A 14,187-nucleotide genomic window follows, 5' to 3' on the forward strand; every position below is an offset into this window, starting at 1 on the left:
ATTATGGCCAGAAATATTGAAATCAAAGCCCGGATCGAAAGCGTAGAAGTCATATTGCCGTTGGCGGCGGTTATTGCTGATGAAGGTCCGATTGAAATATTCCAAGACGATACTTTTTTTCTTTGCTCTAACGGACGGCTGAAACTTCGCGCCTTCTCCGAACATGACGGACAGTTGATTTTCTATCAACGCCCGGATAGCCTCGGTCCCAAGGAATCTTTTTACGTCATCTCGCCAACCGGATCACCCGACACTCTCCGTCAAAGCTTGACGCTTGCTTATGGTGAAAGTGGGCGGGTGCGAAAACACCGCACACTATTCATGGTGGGACGGACTCGTGTGCATTTGGACAAAGTGGAAGGGTTGGGAGACTTTCTGGAATTGGAAGTCGTTCTTACAGAAAACGAGCTTAACGAAACCGGTGTGGCAATTGCGCATGAGCTGCTGGAAAGGCTGGGTATCTCTGATCATCAGCTTATCGAGGAGGCTTACGTAGACCTGCTTGCCAGGCTGGCGGTTTGAAAAATCGGAAATCAACCTTCACCTAAACACTAATCAAAGATCATTTCCATGGACGTTTCGCAATTGCCCTTTAATCAGCTGATCGGCTTAGAGCTAGCCAACCCGGATAGCGGTTTTTTAGTTTGCCTACCCGATAACCGTCAATACACCAATCATCTCGGCACCGTCCACGGCAGCGCCTTATTGGCGGTTGCCGAAGCAGGTTCTGGTGCATTCCTTTCGCAACACTTTGCTAACGAAACCGGAGTGGTTCCGGTCGTGAGAAAACTCGAAGCCAAGTTTCGTAAACCAGCGTCTGGTCAGGTATCCGCCCGTTGCGAAGTCTCTTCTGACGAACTTGTCCGCTGGTCGACCGAGTTTGCGTCTCGCGAGCGGGTATCAGCGTCTATTCCAGTCGAGGTTATCGATGGAACCGGCGCTGTAGTCCTGTCAGCTGCCGTCGAGTGGTTTATCGTACGCGACACGCCGAATTTACGTTAACCCTTTGGAGAATTAATGGTTACTTGCTATCTTCGCTATATCATTGACCCGTTCAAGCTCAAGGAATTTGAGCATTACGGAAAACTCTGGATTCCACTTGTTGAAAAGTTTGGCGGCAAACACCACGGTTATTTCTTACCGTCGGAGGGGGCAAACAATATTGCTTTGGCATTGTTTACGTTTCCAAGTTTGGCGCTGTACGAGGAATATAGAAACCAGTCGATGCAAGACCCGGAATGCGTGGCTGCGTTCAAATACGCCGAGGACACTCGCTGCATTGTTAGTTACGAGCGCAGCTTTTTTAGGCCTGTTTTCAATTGAAAAGAACTACGCTAATTCAAACAAGGCATTAAAGAAATATGCGTCCTAATTTTACTTTAGACTTTTATGAAAGCAATCGACCGCTCATCCGCTGAGCACTACACATGGGGCGACGGCTGCGACGGCTGGCATCTTGTAAAACGAGGCGACATGTCGGTTATCTCCGAACGCGTACCGCCCGGCGCAAGCGAAGTACGGCATTTTCATGCAAGCGCTCGCCAGTTTTTCTATATTTTGGAAGGTTGCGCCATGATGGAAATAAACGGCAAACGCATCCAATTATCCGAAGGACAAGGCATTGAAGTCGCTCCAGGGATGCCACACCAATTCATCAATGAATCCAGCGCTGACGTCCGGTTCTTGGTGATTTCTCATCCCGCCACGGTAGGTGACCGTATTGAGGTTTAACATCGCCGTTAATCGGCACGCGTTAACGCGCAGCCCTTGTGTCTTACCATAGCCGCCATCGGGAGCAGCCATGGACAAGATCGACCTCAGAAAAGAAATGAAGCACTTGTATCAAGCAAGTGCCAAAGCGGTCGTGCAGGTTGAAGTACCGCCGTTGAAATACCTGATGGTGGACGGCGAAGGCGATCCCAATACCTCGCAAGCGTATGCGCAAGCTGTCGAGGCCTTGTTTTTCGTATCCTACACGGCCAAATTTATGGTCAAGAAGGGGCCGCAAGCACTCGATTATTCGGTAATGCCGCTCGAAGGATTATGGTGGGCGGATGATATGGCTGTCTTCGCAGACAACGACAAGGCAAAATGGAAGTGGACGATGATGATCTTGCAACCCCCCTTCGTAGCAGACGATGTCATCGATGCAGCCCTTGCCGAAGCCCGAAGTAAAAAGAAGCTGCCCGGTATTGATAGGCTGCGCCTGGAAAATTTCTCGGGGGGCCTTTGCGCTCAGATTTTGCATATTGGCCCATTCTGCGAAGAAGGACCCACCATTGCGCGGCTGCATGAATTCATCGATACAAGATCCAGCCGGATTGGCATGCATCACGAAATTTATTTGAGCGATATACGGCGCGCAGACCCGAAGAACTGGAAAACCATCATTCGGCATCCCATGAAATGACGGTTAATTCCATCGCGATGTTACAAGACGACCCATGGAAATTACATTAATCAGGCACGGTAAGCCGACGTTCGAGCTGAAAGGCAAAGCCAAAGCGAGAGAGGTTGGCGAGATTATCCGCCGTTATGATTTATCCGGTATAGCGGACGAACCGCCGGAAAACGCCAAGCAGCGCGCATCGGCTTGCCATGTCGCCGTTTGTAGCGACTTTATCCGTTCTTTGGAATCGGCCAAGGCACTAGGGTTTAGCGATATTTTGCTGAGCGATCCCGTGTTTCGGGAAATTGCTATTCCTCATTTCAAACAAGGTACTTTGACGATGTCGGTCAATGCCTGGGGTATGCTGTTGCGATGTCTGTCGGTGCTCGGCTTCGCTCGGAATGGCGAGTCGCTTGCCATGGCGAAACAGCGGGCGCAAGTCGCGGCATCGATATTAATAGACATGGCGCATGAGCGTCAAAGCGTCTTGCTGGTGGGGCATGGTTTCGTTAATTTTCCATCATAAGGTTTAAACCACCGGCTTTAGCCGGTCAGCTTTAGCAGCGATAATAGCGACCTGAGAGGTGCGCTATGGAATACAGATACGGTAGTCATACGATTTTTCAGATCGAGTATCACTTTGTATGGGTGACGAAATATCGCTATAAAGTTTTGAAGGGTGAGGTTGCTGAACGAGTTCGGGAATTGGTTAGGCAGACCTGTGAAGCCTTTGAGATTCGGATCATCCGAGGGGTAGTGAGTAAAGATCATGTGCACATTTTGGTGAGTGCGCCACCTACAATGGCACCGAGCGAAATAATGAGGCCAATCAAGGGGCGAACATCGAGTTATCTGTTTGAAGAGTTTCCGCATTTGAAGAAACGTTATTGGGGGCAGCACTTTTGGGCGCGAGGGTATTTCTGCGCCACAGTAGGGCAGATGACAGAAGAAATGATCAAAGAATATTTGGAGCATCATTTTGAACCCAACCCGAACGATAATTTTAAGATGGAGCCAGATTAAGACGCGTCGTTTAGTCGACGCGTATCCGGACTTTCAGTCCGTTATTCGAACCCACCTGCTTTAGCAGGTGGTTGTTAAGTACTTCATAGCCCAGGCGTTGTTAGCCCGAAATTGGGTTGGTCCCACGAAGCCGGGCGGCGGCTATTGGGAATATGGGGTATATCGCTATCGTGCAATATGACATGCAAAGGGGCAACGCTTCACTTTTATGCGGAATCCAAAACACATGCTTGCATCGATTACCGGCGACACCAAAATACTCGGCGTAATAGCCGGTTGATAAGCGGGTTACGCGTCAAAAAGGCTATACCCTGTCAATACTGACAGTTGTTGCAAGACATCTGCCTGAGTTGTAATTAACCCAAAATAATCCGTTTCGATGCAGAAATTGCTGGAGTCCAAATGTTAGGTGAAACAACAGGAGCCGTTCGTGTTTTATTGCGACTGGAGGGACTTTGCGTATTGATTGCAGCCTGCATCGCTTACGCAAAACTCGATCTGGACTGGAGTACTTTTGCTATCTATTTCCTGGTCCCCGATATTTCTTTGTTCGGTTATTTCGCCGGAGCCAAAGTTGGCGCTATTAGCTATAACACTGCGCACTCGTATCTCGGTGCCATTGCCAGTCTGGTGATCGGTTTTACGGTTCCGTCCCTGGCCCTTCAATGTGCCGGTTTAATCTGGTGTGCCCACATTGGCTTTGATCGGGCGCTGGGTTACGGGCTCAAATACCGGGAGGGATTCAGTTTTACCCACCTTGGCCGCATCGGCCGATTTGCGGCCAAACATTCAGAAGCGCAATCACTGACTTAGGCTCCGAGATACAGGAATGAAATTGCAGTTTATACAAGCAACACCAGACCACGCAGAAATTATAGGCTCACTGGTCGTTCAACTGACGCAGGAAATCTGTGAGCGCACTCATGCGCAACATTTTGATATTGACTTGGCAGGTACGGTTCAGCGCTGTGCCGAGCTGTTATCGGTAGGCCACTACGCGGCATTGTTGGCTGGTCGGATAATATACCAGTGGCAGTTTCGACCATCACCGAAACGTATGCGTTATATGCCGGCGGCAAAATAGGCGTTATTCAGGAGTTTTACGTTATTCCCGAGTTTCGCTGTTCGGGTGTCGGCGCCCTGTTGATCGAGCAGATTAGAAGTTACGGGCAACGGCGCGGTTGGTCGTGCCTGGAGTTATGCACGCCGCCGCTCCCGGAATTTGAGCGGACATTAAGTTTTTATCAGCATAATGGTCTTATGCCGGTTGGCGGTCGGAAAATGAGACAGAATTTGGCTATCAATGGCTAAGTCATCGTGTACTTTGTGTTAGATGCCATGGAGGAAGATTGATGAAATACAGTAAATGGATAGCCGTGATTTTCCTGCTGTTGCCGATTTCAGCTTTTGCTTTTTTCAGACCGGTTCGGGCGCTGATTCCAGAAGCATTTGGCGTCCGTTGCAACGAGCAAAACCTATGCATGGACGATTTTTCTGAGCTTGCGAAAGCGGAGTCATTACTCAACGACTCGAAAAGTTATCTTGCCACGCAATGGGGCTTGTCTACCGGCGAGCCGAAGATCATCTTTTGTAGCACGGAGCAATGCCGGTCTGCATTCGGCCTATCGAACAAGGCTGGATTCACCTTAGGCAGTTTCGCTATCGTCATCGCGTCGCGAGGTTGGCAACAACACTACGTGGCGCATGAGCTCATCCATCATTGGCAGGCCGACAGTTTCGGCAGCTTGGCGCTGCTAACCGGTGAGCAGTGGCTAATCGAAGGCATGGCCTACGTCCTGAGCAACGATCCACGTATGGAACTGCATCAGCCATTTGAATCCTATCGTCAGCGGTTCAATAACTGGTACAGACTCAATGCCGATACCCCACTCCAGGAATCGCTGGGCGGGATGCTTTAAAAATGGCGTCTATTAGATTTGCGTTCCATCCAAAGAATTGGCTCGGTACGATTAGTCTTAGCCCGGTTGCTCAATACCTCAATTCATATTACTAGCTGCTATCATAATGAAATATAAAGGAATTATTTTCGATTTTAATGGTGTTTTGCTTTGGGATGCACCGTTTCACGTTCAGGCCTGGCAAGCCACGGCGCTACAACTCAGAGGTTCCCCCATAAGCGACGATGAATTTTCAATCCACGTGCATGGCCGTACCAATAGTCACATTTTGAGCTATCTCAGCGGTCGAACTCTTCAGAGACAAAAATTACTGGAGCTGATCCAGGTCAAGGAGTCCATGTACCGGGATTTATGCTTAAAAAATCCAGAAATGTTTGTCTTGTCTCCCGGTGCCGAAGCACTGCTCGACTTCGTTTCTAGCAAAGATATTCCGCGCACCATCGCGACAGCCTCCGAAAAAACCAATCTGGATTTTTTCATCCAGCACCTCGGTCTGGATAAGTGGTTCGATCTGCAACGGATTGTCTACGATGACGGCGCTCTTCCCGGTAAGCCCGCGCCGGATATGTATGCTAAGGCGGCGGGCAATATTGGTTTGCTACCGCACGAATGCGTAGTTGTCGAAGATGCCATTTCCGGTTTCAAATCCGCCCATGCCGCCAACATCGGCCATATCGTCGGTCTTGGTCCGATTGAGACGCATAACAGGCTTCTCGCCTGCCAGGGCGTCTCTACCGTGATCGAGAGTTTTGAGCAATTTCCGCACGAGTTGTTGGTCAATGCATGACTTGATAACCATGAACGGTTCAATGCAAATTCAGACCAAAAAACTGAGGGCGGCCAGCTATGGCATATCAAATCTTAGGCGACGCAGTAAATGAACAATATTTGTGTCATCTTCGATTTGGACGGCACGCTGGTTGACAGCGAGGGACTGTGCAATCAAGCCTTTCTCGATCTGCTTCCGCAATTGAATGATTCAGTGGAGACTTTGACCGAGCGCTATCGCGGCCAAAAACTAAGCTCGATTCTGATTGACCTTGAAAACCGTCTTGGCCTAAATCTGCAAGATCCGTTTGAACAGGACTATCGCCAGCGTGTTGTGGAACTCTTCGCGCGTGACTTGAAACCCATGCCAGGCGTTTTGAAAATGCTCGCAACCCTGAACTCGCCGAAATGCATTGCCTCCAGCGGACCGCTTCCGAAAATCCGTCAGGCCTTGGAAGTCAGCGGCCTTGCTGCTTATTTTGGTGACAATCTATTCAGTTCGTATGAGATCGGTTCATGGAAACCCGATCCGGGTTTGTTTCAATATGCCGCCCGTGCGATGGGCTTTGTGCCTAGTCAGTGCGCGGTGATCGAAGATAGTGAAGTGGGGATTGAGGCTGCCATAGCAGCAGGTATGACGCCGCTTTACTATGTACAAACCGGCGTGACCACTTCGTATCAGACCGCGGGCCATGTTGTATTCGATGATATGTCCCAGCTGACGCAACTGCTCGAGCAATTTGCTAATATAACCCAATCTAACCGTTAGCTATTCAAACCACAGAGGCAGTCATTGCTAAGCGCTTCAACGAACTATCCGCCAGACCTATCCACGTCGTCAACCGAATGACTACCATCATAGCGATTAACCATTGCCAGGAGAAATTGCATGAGCGAACTTAAAGGTGGTTGCATGTGCGGAGCGGTTCAATACGCATTGAAATCCGAGCCGCGTTTGTCTTTTTTATGCCAATGTAGGCAATGTCAAAGAATCACTGGAACAGGTCATTCAGCCGAATTTGTGGCATTGGAAAAAGAGACGATTATTTCGGGAGAGCTGAAGTTTTACGGACTGCCGATAGTGGCAATACGGTCGTTATGCCATCAATAGAAGTTAGCCAATTCGGCGCCGCCGACGGCCGGCCGGTGATCTATTTCCACGGTACGCCGGGTTCGCTCGACGAATGCGAAATTTTCGATGGTTATGGCAAACAACATCAGCTGAGCATCATTTGTTATGACCGCTCGACCATCGACCCTCGGTTGCAAGGCGAAGCTTATTACCAATGCATAGCCGAAGAGATTGCCAACAAGGTTGGCGATAACCCCGTCGATTTTATCGGCTTTTCGATCGGAGCATTCGTAGCCTTACAAGTCTGCCGCGCGATGAACGGCAAAGTTCGCGGTTTGCATTTGGTTTCCGCGGCCGCGCCGCTGGATGCCGGCAACTTTATCGACGCGGCAGCGGGAAAAGCCGTTTTCCGGCTTGCTCAAAACCATCCCTCGGCATTTCTGTGGCTGGCTCGCGTACAAGGGGAAATTGCGCGTAGGTTCCCCGGCCTGTTGTTGCGGATGTTATTTTCCAGTGCGCTCGGCGAAGACCAAGCGTTGCTGGCCAATCAGGAGTTTCGGACCTCTCTGATGAAAATGCTCAAAACCTGTTTCAAGGGCGATTCGCTAAGCTACGCTCGCGATGTCATCGCCTACGTTCAGCCGTGGAAAGCGACGCTGGCCGATATCGAAGTCGATGCTCATATCTGGCACGGCGCGGAAGACAACTGGTCGCCGATTGCCATGGCCGATTTTCTGGCATCGGCGTTGCCTGGCTGTTCGAAAATCACGGTACTGGACGGACTTTCCCATTATTCCTGCCTGTATCAAACCGCGCCGACGATCTGTTGGTCGATCAACACCATAGTAGCCGAGGAATTGACTCAATCATGACCAAATTTATCGCATTGCTCGGCGAATACACGCCGACTTTTCCGCCGCATCTGGCGACCAACGCCGCCATCGAACATGCCAAGGCGGCTTTGGGGTTGGAGATTAACGCCGACTGGATTTCCACCGAGGACATCGACCAAACCTTATTCCAACGCTATGCCGGTATCTGGGTAGCGCCCGGCAGTCCTTACCGGAATCTGGACAAAACCTTGGCAGCGATTCGTTACGCCCGTGAAAGCGGCATCCCGTGCTTCGGCACCTGTGGCGGATTTCAACACATGATTTTGGAATACGCTCGCAATGTACTGGGATTCAAAGATGCCCAACACGCCGAGTACGATTCCTATGCGTCCGATCTTTTCATTTCGAAACTGGCCTGTTCGCTGGCCGGACGACAGCTGCCGCTGACTTTCGAGCCCGGCTCGCGCGTCGCCGACATCTACGGAGCCTTGACCGCCACCGAGCAGTATTACTGCAATTTCGGTATCAACCCGGACTATATCGATGTCTTGAAATCAGGACCGTTGAAAATTACCGCCGCCGATGCCGAAGGCGAGATTCGGGTTATCGAATGGTCCGATCATCCGTTTTTCATCGGCACGCTGTTCGTGCCGCAAGCCCGGTCCAAACCGGAGCAGCCGCATCCTTTGGTTTCGGCATTTTTGAGGGCCGTGGCAAACCTATGAATGCTTATCTCATTTTGGATCTAACGATTCATGATTTTGATCGATTCCGGGAATACATCTTGAAAATACCGGCATTGATAGACAAACATGCCGGAAGGTACGTGGTTCGAGGAGAACAGCCTACCGTGATTGAGGGTGATTGGCAGCCTGATAGGGTTGTTGTCATCGAGTTTCCATCACGAGAACAAGCTAACGGCTTTCTTCAAGACCCCGAAGCGCAAGCGCTTTTTTTATTACGCCATCAAACGACCACCAGTAAACTCGTTTTAGTGGATGGATGTTTGTAACGCAACAGTAAAGTCCAACATATCAACGGTTAGATCATCAAAATGGCACAAATCAAAATCTACGGGATTAAAGACCATCTCAACCCCATCAAGCGGCAATTGTCCGATGTGATTCACGACTGTGTGGTGGAAGCGCTGCAGTTTCCGCAAGATAAAAGAGCGCACAGATTCTTTCCTATGGAAAAAGACGATCTGTTCGCGCCCGGCGGCAGAACCGATGCCTACACGATCATCGAGATCAGCATGATCACGGGTAGGGAAACGGCTACTAAGAAAAAGCTGATCCGCCTGCTGTTCGACCGCATACAGGAAAAAATCGGCATTGCTCACCAGGACATCGAAATTTGCATTTATGAAAGTCCTGCCTGCAATTGGGGATTCCGCGGCATGCACGGCGACGAAGTAACATTGAATTACAAAATCAATGTCTAGCGGCATTAACACTAAAACGGTAAGCATTAAATGTACATCCCCAAACATTTCGACGAACCCAGAATCGAGGTCATGCAGACCTTGATGCGCGATTATCCGCTGGCGACCTTGGTTACATTATCCGCCGACGGTCTGAACGCCAACCACATTCCGCTGCATTGGGTGGAGGCGGGCGAAACGGCTTACGGCAGCTTGCACGGCCATATTGCCCGCTCGAATCCGCTGTGGACGGACTACGACCCTAAAACCGAAGTATTGGCGGTGTTTCAATCCGAAAATGCCTACATCTCGCCGTCCTGGTATGCCAGCAAACCACAAACCGGCAAGGTGGTGCCCACCTGGAACTACGTCGCCGTGCATGCTTACGGCAAACTAAAGATAATCGACGATCCGGCCTGGATTCGTCGGCAATTAGAGACGATGACCGATGAATTCGAAGCCGATTTCCCGGAGCCTTGGTCGGTAGCAGATGCGCCGGCCGATTTTACCGAACGATTGCTCACGCAGATTGTCGGCATCGAAATCAGCGTGACGCGGCTGCAAGGCAAGTGGAAAGTCAGCCAAAACCAGCCGCCGGAAAACCAGAATAGCCTGATCGAAGCGTTGCGCAAATCCGGCCAGACGGCCATGGCTGATTTGGTCGCCGAATCAGCCAAGTTCTGAACTTAACCAATGACGGAAATCAGCACGCCACCGCTTCTCGAAAACATACTGTAAACGTTCTAATTGCAAAAAAGAGGTCGGATGCACCACTCAAACGAAACTTTAAGCCAGGAACTGGTTGCGATGGCAAAAAACGATCTGTCGGTACGCGAGGCGTTGGTCGCCGATGGTTCGCTGGGCCGTGCGCTCTATCATCCTCGCATGGAAGCCGTACACATCGGCAATGCCGCTCGTCTTGCGGACATCATCGAACAATACGGTTGGCCTGGAAACCATCTTGTCGGCGAGGAGGGGGCTTGGGCGGCCTGGTTGATCGCGCAACATGCCATCGGCAATCCTCCCTTCATGCGGCATTGCCTGTCTTTGCTGAAGCAAGCCGCCGCCAACAACGACGTGATGCCTTGGCAGGCGGCGTTTCTGGAAGACCGTATTCGCATGTACGAAGGAAAGCCGCAAATATACGGAACCCAATTCGAGCCGAATCGAAACGGGCAACTCGAACCTTATCCGATCGAGCATCCGGAATCCGTTAACGAACGACGGCTTGCGGTTGGCTTGAATACCATTGAAGAAAGAACCGTCGAATTAACCGCGCAAAGCACGCGCGAGAATATGCCGACACCGCCCGATCTGGATCAGCAATATCAAACATGGCTTTATTCTGTGGGCTGGAGGGGCGCAAGTTGAAACCCGGCAATCGTTCGCATATTGTTCGATTTGCTCATAGCGTCCAACCTTTGATTGATTGAATCATGCAGGACCAGGCCGATGAATTCGTCGGCGCGGTGCGCGACTTCGCGAAATCGTTCAATTTGAAATCGGATGGCGACCGCCAAAGCCGGTCTTCCGACGGGGTTATACCAAGTGGCAAAATCGACGTTTAAAAATCCGAGGAGATATACCGCTCATGCTTGAACTCTACATCGCCAATAAAAATTACTCGTCATGGTCGCTACGGCCCTGGATACTGATGCGTGAACTCGGCATTCCGTTTGTCGAAAAGCTCGTTGCGTTTACCGGAACGGATCAAGCCAACGCCTTCCGCCATTTCTCTCCAACTGGGAAAGTGCCTTGTCTGATCGACGGCGAAACCGTCGTTTGGGATTCGTTGGCGATTACCGAATATTTGGCGGAGCGAGCTCCGGCGGTTTGGCCGTCCGACGTAACGGCGCGTACCTGGGCGCGTTGCGCTGTCGCGGAAATGCATTCCGGGTTTCAGGCGTTGCGTGAATGTTGCACCATGAATTGCGGATTACGGATTCGCTTGGCATCGCCTTCGCCGGCCTTGGCAAAGGATCTGACGCGGCTGAATGCATTATGGCAAGAGGGCCTAACTCGCTTTGGCGGACCCTACCTGGTCGGGCCGGCATTTACCGCCGTGGACGCTTTCTTCGCGCCCGTCGCGTTTCGCGTACAAACCTACGGCTTGGACATGGCTCCGCCTGCTCGCTCATACGTCGACCATATGCTAGCCTTGCCGGCCATGCGTGACTGGTATGCCTCGGCACTCAGCGAGACATGGCGCGACGAAGAACATGAGCAGATGGCGCGAAACGCCGGAACTTGGCTGAACGACTTTCGCGCCGTTGGTCAGTAACTTCGGCTGCACGAATTTAGCAAGTTTATGAAAGACGCGAATCGGCCCAGCCGAAAGCATTAGAACCGTCAAAAAACAACCGACAACCACTATATGATCAAAAAAGTAGGCGACACCATCATCAATGCCAAACACCGCGCCACCTGCCATTGCGGTGCGGTGGAGCTGGAACTCGATCTTCCCGACGGCATCGTCGATCCGCGCCGCTGCGATTGCTCGCTATGCCGGCGCAAAGGCGCGATTATGGCGTCGGTGCCGCTTTCGGGAATCAAGGTCGTCAAAGGGCAAGAGGTGCTAAAGCTTTATCAATTCAACACCATGAGCGCCAAGCATTATTTTTGCTCCATTTGCGGCATCTATACCCACCACCAACGCCGATCCGTGCCTAGCCAGTACGGCTACAACATAGCTTGCCTGGAAGGTGTTAATCCCTTTGAACTGGGCGAGGTGCGAACCGGTGATGGTATCAATCATCCAGCTGATAGGCAGAGATAATCAAGTCTTATCGCCATGGTGTTTGAAAATGCTGAAAGCAAGGCCGCCGTAAGTCGGCTAAAAGGTTATTGTTGTTCGTTAAGCGTCATACGGAGGAGAACTAGGATATGAAACACATCATCACCGCAACAATTTTAGTGTTAGCCCTGGCGTGTTATTTGGCCGGCTATTCTGGCGTCGGCAACATCGGATTTGCGGTTGGTGCAAGCTTGGAGACCTGGTTTTGGATTCGGATTCTTATCAAGCGACCTTCCGCCAAATCGGATTCATCGTCGACGATTTGATGATGGTATTTCGTCTCGTTTTTTCGAAGGGTATCGTTACCCTTTTGATCAATCATCGCAACCAGACAAGACGTCGGTTGCCAATTCGCTGAAAGTCCAAGGAGTAGAAATGCCAAGTGTGCTGATTGAAGTCCGTCGCCAATATACGCCAGCGCAAGAAATTGCCCTGATGGAAGCCGTGCACATGGCTTTACGCGAAGCGTTCAAAATTGTCCCGGGTGATAAGAATGTTCGACTTATTGTTCATGAACCGCATCGCTTCGCCTATCCGCCTGCGAGAGAGCAAGCGGATTTTTATACCCATATCAGCATAGACGCCTTTGCAGGCCGCTCGCTTGATGCCAAGCGAAATCTGTACAAAGCCATAGTGACCAATCTGGAGCCATTTGGCATACCTCCTGATCATGTGAAGATTTTGCTGAGAGAAATTCCCAAAGAGAATTGGGGTATTCGCGGCGGGCAAGCGGGTTGCGATGTTGATCTGGGTTTTAAAGTGGACGTGTAACAAATGCTCAACGCCGATCCAAAACTCAGCGAATTACTTTAACGTGTTACGTATACAGGCGACTTTCGCTATTGAATAACCCTATGGAAGCTGAAAACGTTTATCAGGTATTCGACTGGCTTTGGTGTTCCGCACAGCTGACTGAGGCGGACATAGCCAAACTGTCGGAGCTTGGTATAGAGGCGGTGATTAACTTGGCACCGCCAACGGCCAGCAACGCATTGCTAGGCGAAGCCGAATTGGTTGCGGGCCAAGGCATTACTTATATTCAAATTCCTGTAGCGTGGGAACAACCTAGGCTTAGCCAGCTGGACCAATTCTTTGCTGTCCTCAAGGCATTCGAAAGCCATATGATTTGGGTGCATTGCGCAAAAAATAAACGGGCGTCCGCTTTCATTTATCTCTATCGCAAGTTGTGTTTGGCGGCGGAGGAGGAAGTGATTGCGTCGTATCCGATGAACGAAATCTGGACGCCGAACTCCGTCTGGCAAGCGTTCATTGACCACGCTATTCAACACATTAAAGGGCTATCGGCGCATGATTAAAGTTTGGGGAAGACGCAGTGCATACAATGTGCAAAAGGTGTTATGGACTATTGGTGAGCTAGGTTTGGCATATCAACATATCGATGCCGGCGGAAGTGCGGGCGGTCTCGATCAGCCAGATTTTCTGGCCATGAATCCGCATGGCCGTATTCCTGTGTTGGTCGATGGCGACCTGACAGTCTGGGAGTCCAACAGCATTGTTCGCTATCTGTGTGCTAATTACAGTCGCGGTCATTTGTGGGCCGAAGCGCCAGCAAAACGCTCGTTGGCGGAGCGCTGGATGGATTGGGAGCTGGCAACACTGCAACCTGATTTTCTGGATTTGTTTTGGGGATTTTACCGCACGCCGGAAGCACTACGGGATCAGCAGAAAATCCAGCATGCCTCGTTGCGCTGCCAAAAACATTTTGCCCTCTTGGATGTGCATCTTGCCGAACAGGCTTTTTTGGCGGGCGATGCCTTTAGTATGGGCGATATTCCCGTCGCCACCTCGCTTTATCGATATTTTGAAATGGGCGTTCCCACGCCGGAAATTCCGAATGTTCGCAGATGGTACCGTGCGCTTTGCGAACGTAAAGCTTTCCGCGACCATATCATGACGTCGTTCGATGAGCTCTACGCTCGACAAACGTTTTAATGGCGCTGGCAAG

At 50.8% G+C, this 14,187-nt stretch carries 26 protein-coding genes; all 26 read left to right on the plus strand.

Annotation, left to right across the window (positions count from 1 at the left end):
* Positions 1–3 precede the first annotated feature (3 nt).
* The 26 genes from ACH5Y9_RS05075 (at position 4) to ACH5Y9_RS05200 (ending at position 14,174) form a co-directional block, all read left to right on the plus strand.
* Positions 4–522 carry a class IV adenylate cyclase gene (locus tag ACH5Y9_RS05075; protein WP_445368765.1) on the plus strand — a complete coding sequence of 173 codons (519 nt, stop codon included), beginning with the start codon at positions 4–6 and terminating at the stop codon, positions 520–522.
* Between the two features lie 48 nt (positions 523–570).
* Positions 571–1,002 carry a PaaI family thioesterase gene (locus tag ACH5Y9_RS05080; protein WP_445368766.1) on the plus strand — a complete coding sequence of 144 codons (432 nt, stop codon included), beginning with the start codon at positions 571–573 and terminating at the stop codon, positions 1,000–1,002.
* 15 nt (positions 1,003–1,017) lie between these two features.
* Entirely contained in the window at positions 1,018–1,323 is a 306-nt protein-coding gene (locus ACH5Y9_RS05085; protein ID WP_445368767.1) for an NIPSNAP family protein, read from the plus strand.
* Between the two features lie 66 nt (positions 1,324–1,389).
* Positions 1,390–1,731, plus strand: a complete 342-nt coding sequence (locus ACH5Y9_RS05090) for a cupin domain-containing protein (RefSeq protein ID WP_445368768.1) — start codon at positions 1,390–1,392, stop codon at positions 1,729–1,731.
* A gap of 70 nt (positions 1,732–1,801) precedes the next feature.
* Positions 1,802–2,410 carry a GyrI-like domain-containing protein gene (locus tag ACH5Y9_RS05095; RefSeq protein ID WP_445368769.1) on the plus strand — a complete coding sequence of 203 codons (609 nt, stop codon included), beginning with the start codon at positions 1,802–1,804 and terminating at the stop codon, positions 2,408–2,410.
* A gap of 34 nt (positions 2,411–2,444) precedes the next feature.
* A complete protein-coding gene (locus tag ACH5Y9_RS05100) occupies positions 2,445–2,915 on the plus strand; it encodes a histidine phosphatase family protein (protein WP_445368770.1) in 471 nt (156 codons plus the stop codon).
* A gap of 65 nt (positions 2,916–2,980) precedes the next feature.
* Complete coding sequence (tnpA, locus tag ACH5Y9_RS05105; protein WP_445368771.1) at positions 2,981–3,412, plus strand: IS200/IS605 family transposase; 432 nt, start codon at positions 2,981–2,983, stop codon at positions 3,410–3,412.
* 402 nt (positions 3,413–3,814) lie between these two features.
* Positions 3,815–4,225 carry a DUF4260 domain-containing protein gene (locus ACH5Y9_RS05110; RefSeq protein ID WP_445368772.1) on the plus strand — a complete coding sequence of 137 codons (411 nt, stop codon included), beginning with the start codon at positions 3,815–3,817 and terminating at the stop codon, positions 4,223–4,225.
* A gap of 216 nt (positions 4,226–4,441) precedes the next feature.
* Complete coding sequence (locus tag ACH5Y9_RS05115; RefSeq protein WP_445368773.1) at positions 4,442–4,723, plus strand: GNAT family N-acetyltransferase; 282 nt, start codon at positions 4,442–4,444, stop codon at positions 4,721–4,723.
* 41 nt (positions 4,724–4,764) lie between these two features.
* Positions 4,765–5,331: a hypothetical protein gene (locus tag ACH5Y9_RS05120; protein ID WP_445368774.1), complete on the plus strand. Its 567-nt coding sequence runs from the start codon at positions 4,765–4,767 to the stop codon at positions 5,329–5,331.
* Between the two features lie 106 nt (positions 5,332–5,437).
* A complete protein-coding gene (locus ACH5Y9_RS05125; protein ID WP_445368775.1) occupies positions 5,438–6,118 on the plus strand; it encodes an HAD family hydrolase in 681 nt (226 codons plus the stop codon).
* A gap of 90 nt (positions 6,119–6,208) precedes the next feature.
* Positions 6,209–6,868 carry an HAD-IA family hydrolase gene (locus ACH5Y9_RS05130; protein WP_445368776.1) on the plus strand — a complete coding sequence of 220 codons (660 nt, stop codon included), beginning with the start codon at positions 6,209–6,211 and terminating at the stop codon, positions 6,866–6,868.
* A gap of 120 nt (positions 6,869–6,988) precedes the next feature.
* Positions 6,989–7,210: a GFA family protein gene (locus ACH5Y9_RS05135; RefSeq protein ID WP_445368777.1), complete on the plus strand. Its 222-nt coding sequence runs from the start codon at positions 6,989–6,991 to the stop codon at positions 7,208–7,210.
* On the plus strand, positions 7,198–8,043 hold the full coding sequence (locus ACH5Y9_RS05140) for an alpha/beta fold hydrolase (protein WP_445368778.1): 846 nt from the start codon (positions 7,198–7,200) through the stop codon (positions 8,041–8,043). The genes ACH5Y9_RS05135 and ACH5Y9_RS05140 overlap by 13 nt, the downstream gene beginning before the upstream one ends.
* Positions 8,040–8,729 carry a CTP synthase C-terminal region-related (seleno)protein gene (locus ACH5Y9_RS05145; RefSeq protein ID WP_445368779.1) on the plus strand — a complete coding sequence of 230 codons (690 nt, stop codon included), beginning with the start codon at positions 8,040–8,042 and terminating at the stop codon, positions 8,727–8,729. The genes ACH5Y9_RS05140 and ACH5Y9_RS05145 overlap by 4 nt, the downstream gene beginning before the upstream one ends.
* Positions 8,726–9,016 carry a DUF1330 domain-containing protein gene (locus ACH5Y9_RS05150; protein WP_445368780.1) on the plus strand — a complete coding sequence of 97 codons (291 nt, stop codon included), beginning with the start codon at positions 8,726–8,728 and terminating at the stop codon, positions 9,014–9,016. Before ACH5Y9_RS05145 ends, ACH5Y9_RS05150 begins: the two co-directional genes overlap by 4 nt.
* Before the next feature lie 42 nt (positions 9,017–9,058).
* Positions 9,059–9,448 carry a tautomerase family protein gene (locus tag ACH5Y9_RS05155; protein ID WP_445368781.1) on the plus strand — a complete coding sequence of 130 codons (390 nt, stop codon included), beginning with the start codon at positions 9,059–9,061 and terminating at the stop codon, positions 9,446–9,448.
* A 30-nt stretch (positions 9,449–9,478) separates the two neighbouring features.
* Positions 9,479–10,111 (plus strand): FMN-binding negative transcriptional regulator, encoded by a 633-nt coding sequence (locus ACH5Y9_RS05160; protein WP_445368782.1) that lies wholly within the window; start codon positions 9,479–9,481, stop codon positions 10,109–10,111.
* 81 nt (positions 10,112–10,192) lie between these two features.
* On the plus strand, positions 10,193–10,798 hold the full coding sequence (locus ACH5Y9_RS05165) for a DUF6624 domain-containing protein (protein ID WP_445368783.1): 606 nt from the start codon (positions 10,193–10,195) through the stop codon (positions 10,796–10,798).
* Positions 10,799–10,863: 65 nt separating this feature from the next.
* Positions 10,864–10,995 carry a hypothetical protein gene (locus tag ACH5Y9_RS05170; RefSeq protein ID WP_445368784.1) on the plus strand — a complete coding sequence of 44 codons (132 nt, stop codon included), beginning with the start codon at positions 10,864–10,866 and terminating at the stop codon, positions 10,993–10,995.
* Positions 10,996–11,018: 23 nt separating this feature from the next.
* Positions 11,019–11,708, plus strand: coding sequence for a glutathione S-transferase family protein (locus ACH5Y9_RS05175; protein ID WP_445368785.1), 690 nt, complete (start codon positions 11,019–11,021; stop codon positions 11,706–11,708).
* A 93-nt stretch (positions 11,709–11,801) separates the two neighbouring features.
* Positions 11,802–12,203: a GFA family protein gene (locus ACH5Y9_RS05180; protein ID WP_445368786.1), complete on the plus strand. Its 402-nt coding sequence runs from the start codon at positions 11,802–11,804 to the stop codon at positions 12,201–12,203.
* Between the two features lie 107 nt (positions 12,204–12,310).
* Positions 12,311–12,487 carry a hypothetical protein gene (locus ACH5Y9_RS05185; RefSeq protein WP_445368787.1) on the plus strand — a complete coding sequence of 59 codons (177 nt, stop codon included), beginning with the start codon at positions 12,311–12,313 and terminating at the stop codon, positions 12,485–12,487.
* Between the two features lie 109 nt (positions 12,488–12,596).
* On the plus strand, positions 12,597–12,992 hold the full coding sequence (locus ACH5Y9_RS05190) for a tautomerase family protein (RefSeq protein WP_445368788.1): 396 nt from the start codon (positions 12,597–12,599) through the stop codon (positions 12,990–12,992).
* Between the two features lie 83 nt (positions 12,993–13,075).
* Entirely contained in the window at positions 13,076–13,537 is a 462-nt protein-coding gene (locus ACH5Y9_RS05195; RefSeq protein ID WP_445368789.1) for a protein tyrosine phosphatase family protein, read from the plus strand.
* The gene (locus tag ACH5Y9_RS05200; protein ID WP_445368790.1) at positions 13,530–14,174 is read left to right on the plus strand and encodes a glutathione S-transferase family protein; all 645 of its coding nucleotides are present in this window, start codon (positions 13,530–13,532) and stop codon (positions 14,172–14,174) included. The genes ACH5Y9_RS05195 and ACH5Y9_RS05200 overlap by 8 nt, the downstream gene beginning before the upstream one ends.
* Positions 14,175–14,187: the final 13 nt, after the last annotated feature.

The organism is Methylomonas sp. BW4-1, from assembly GCF_052474385.1.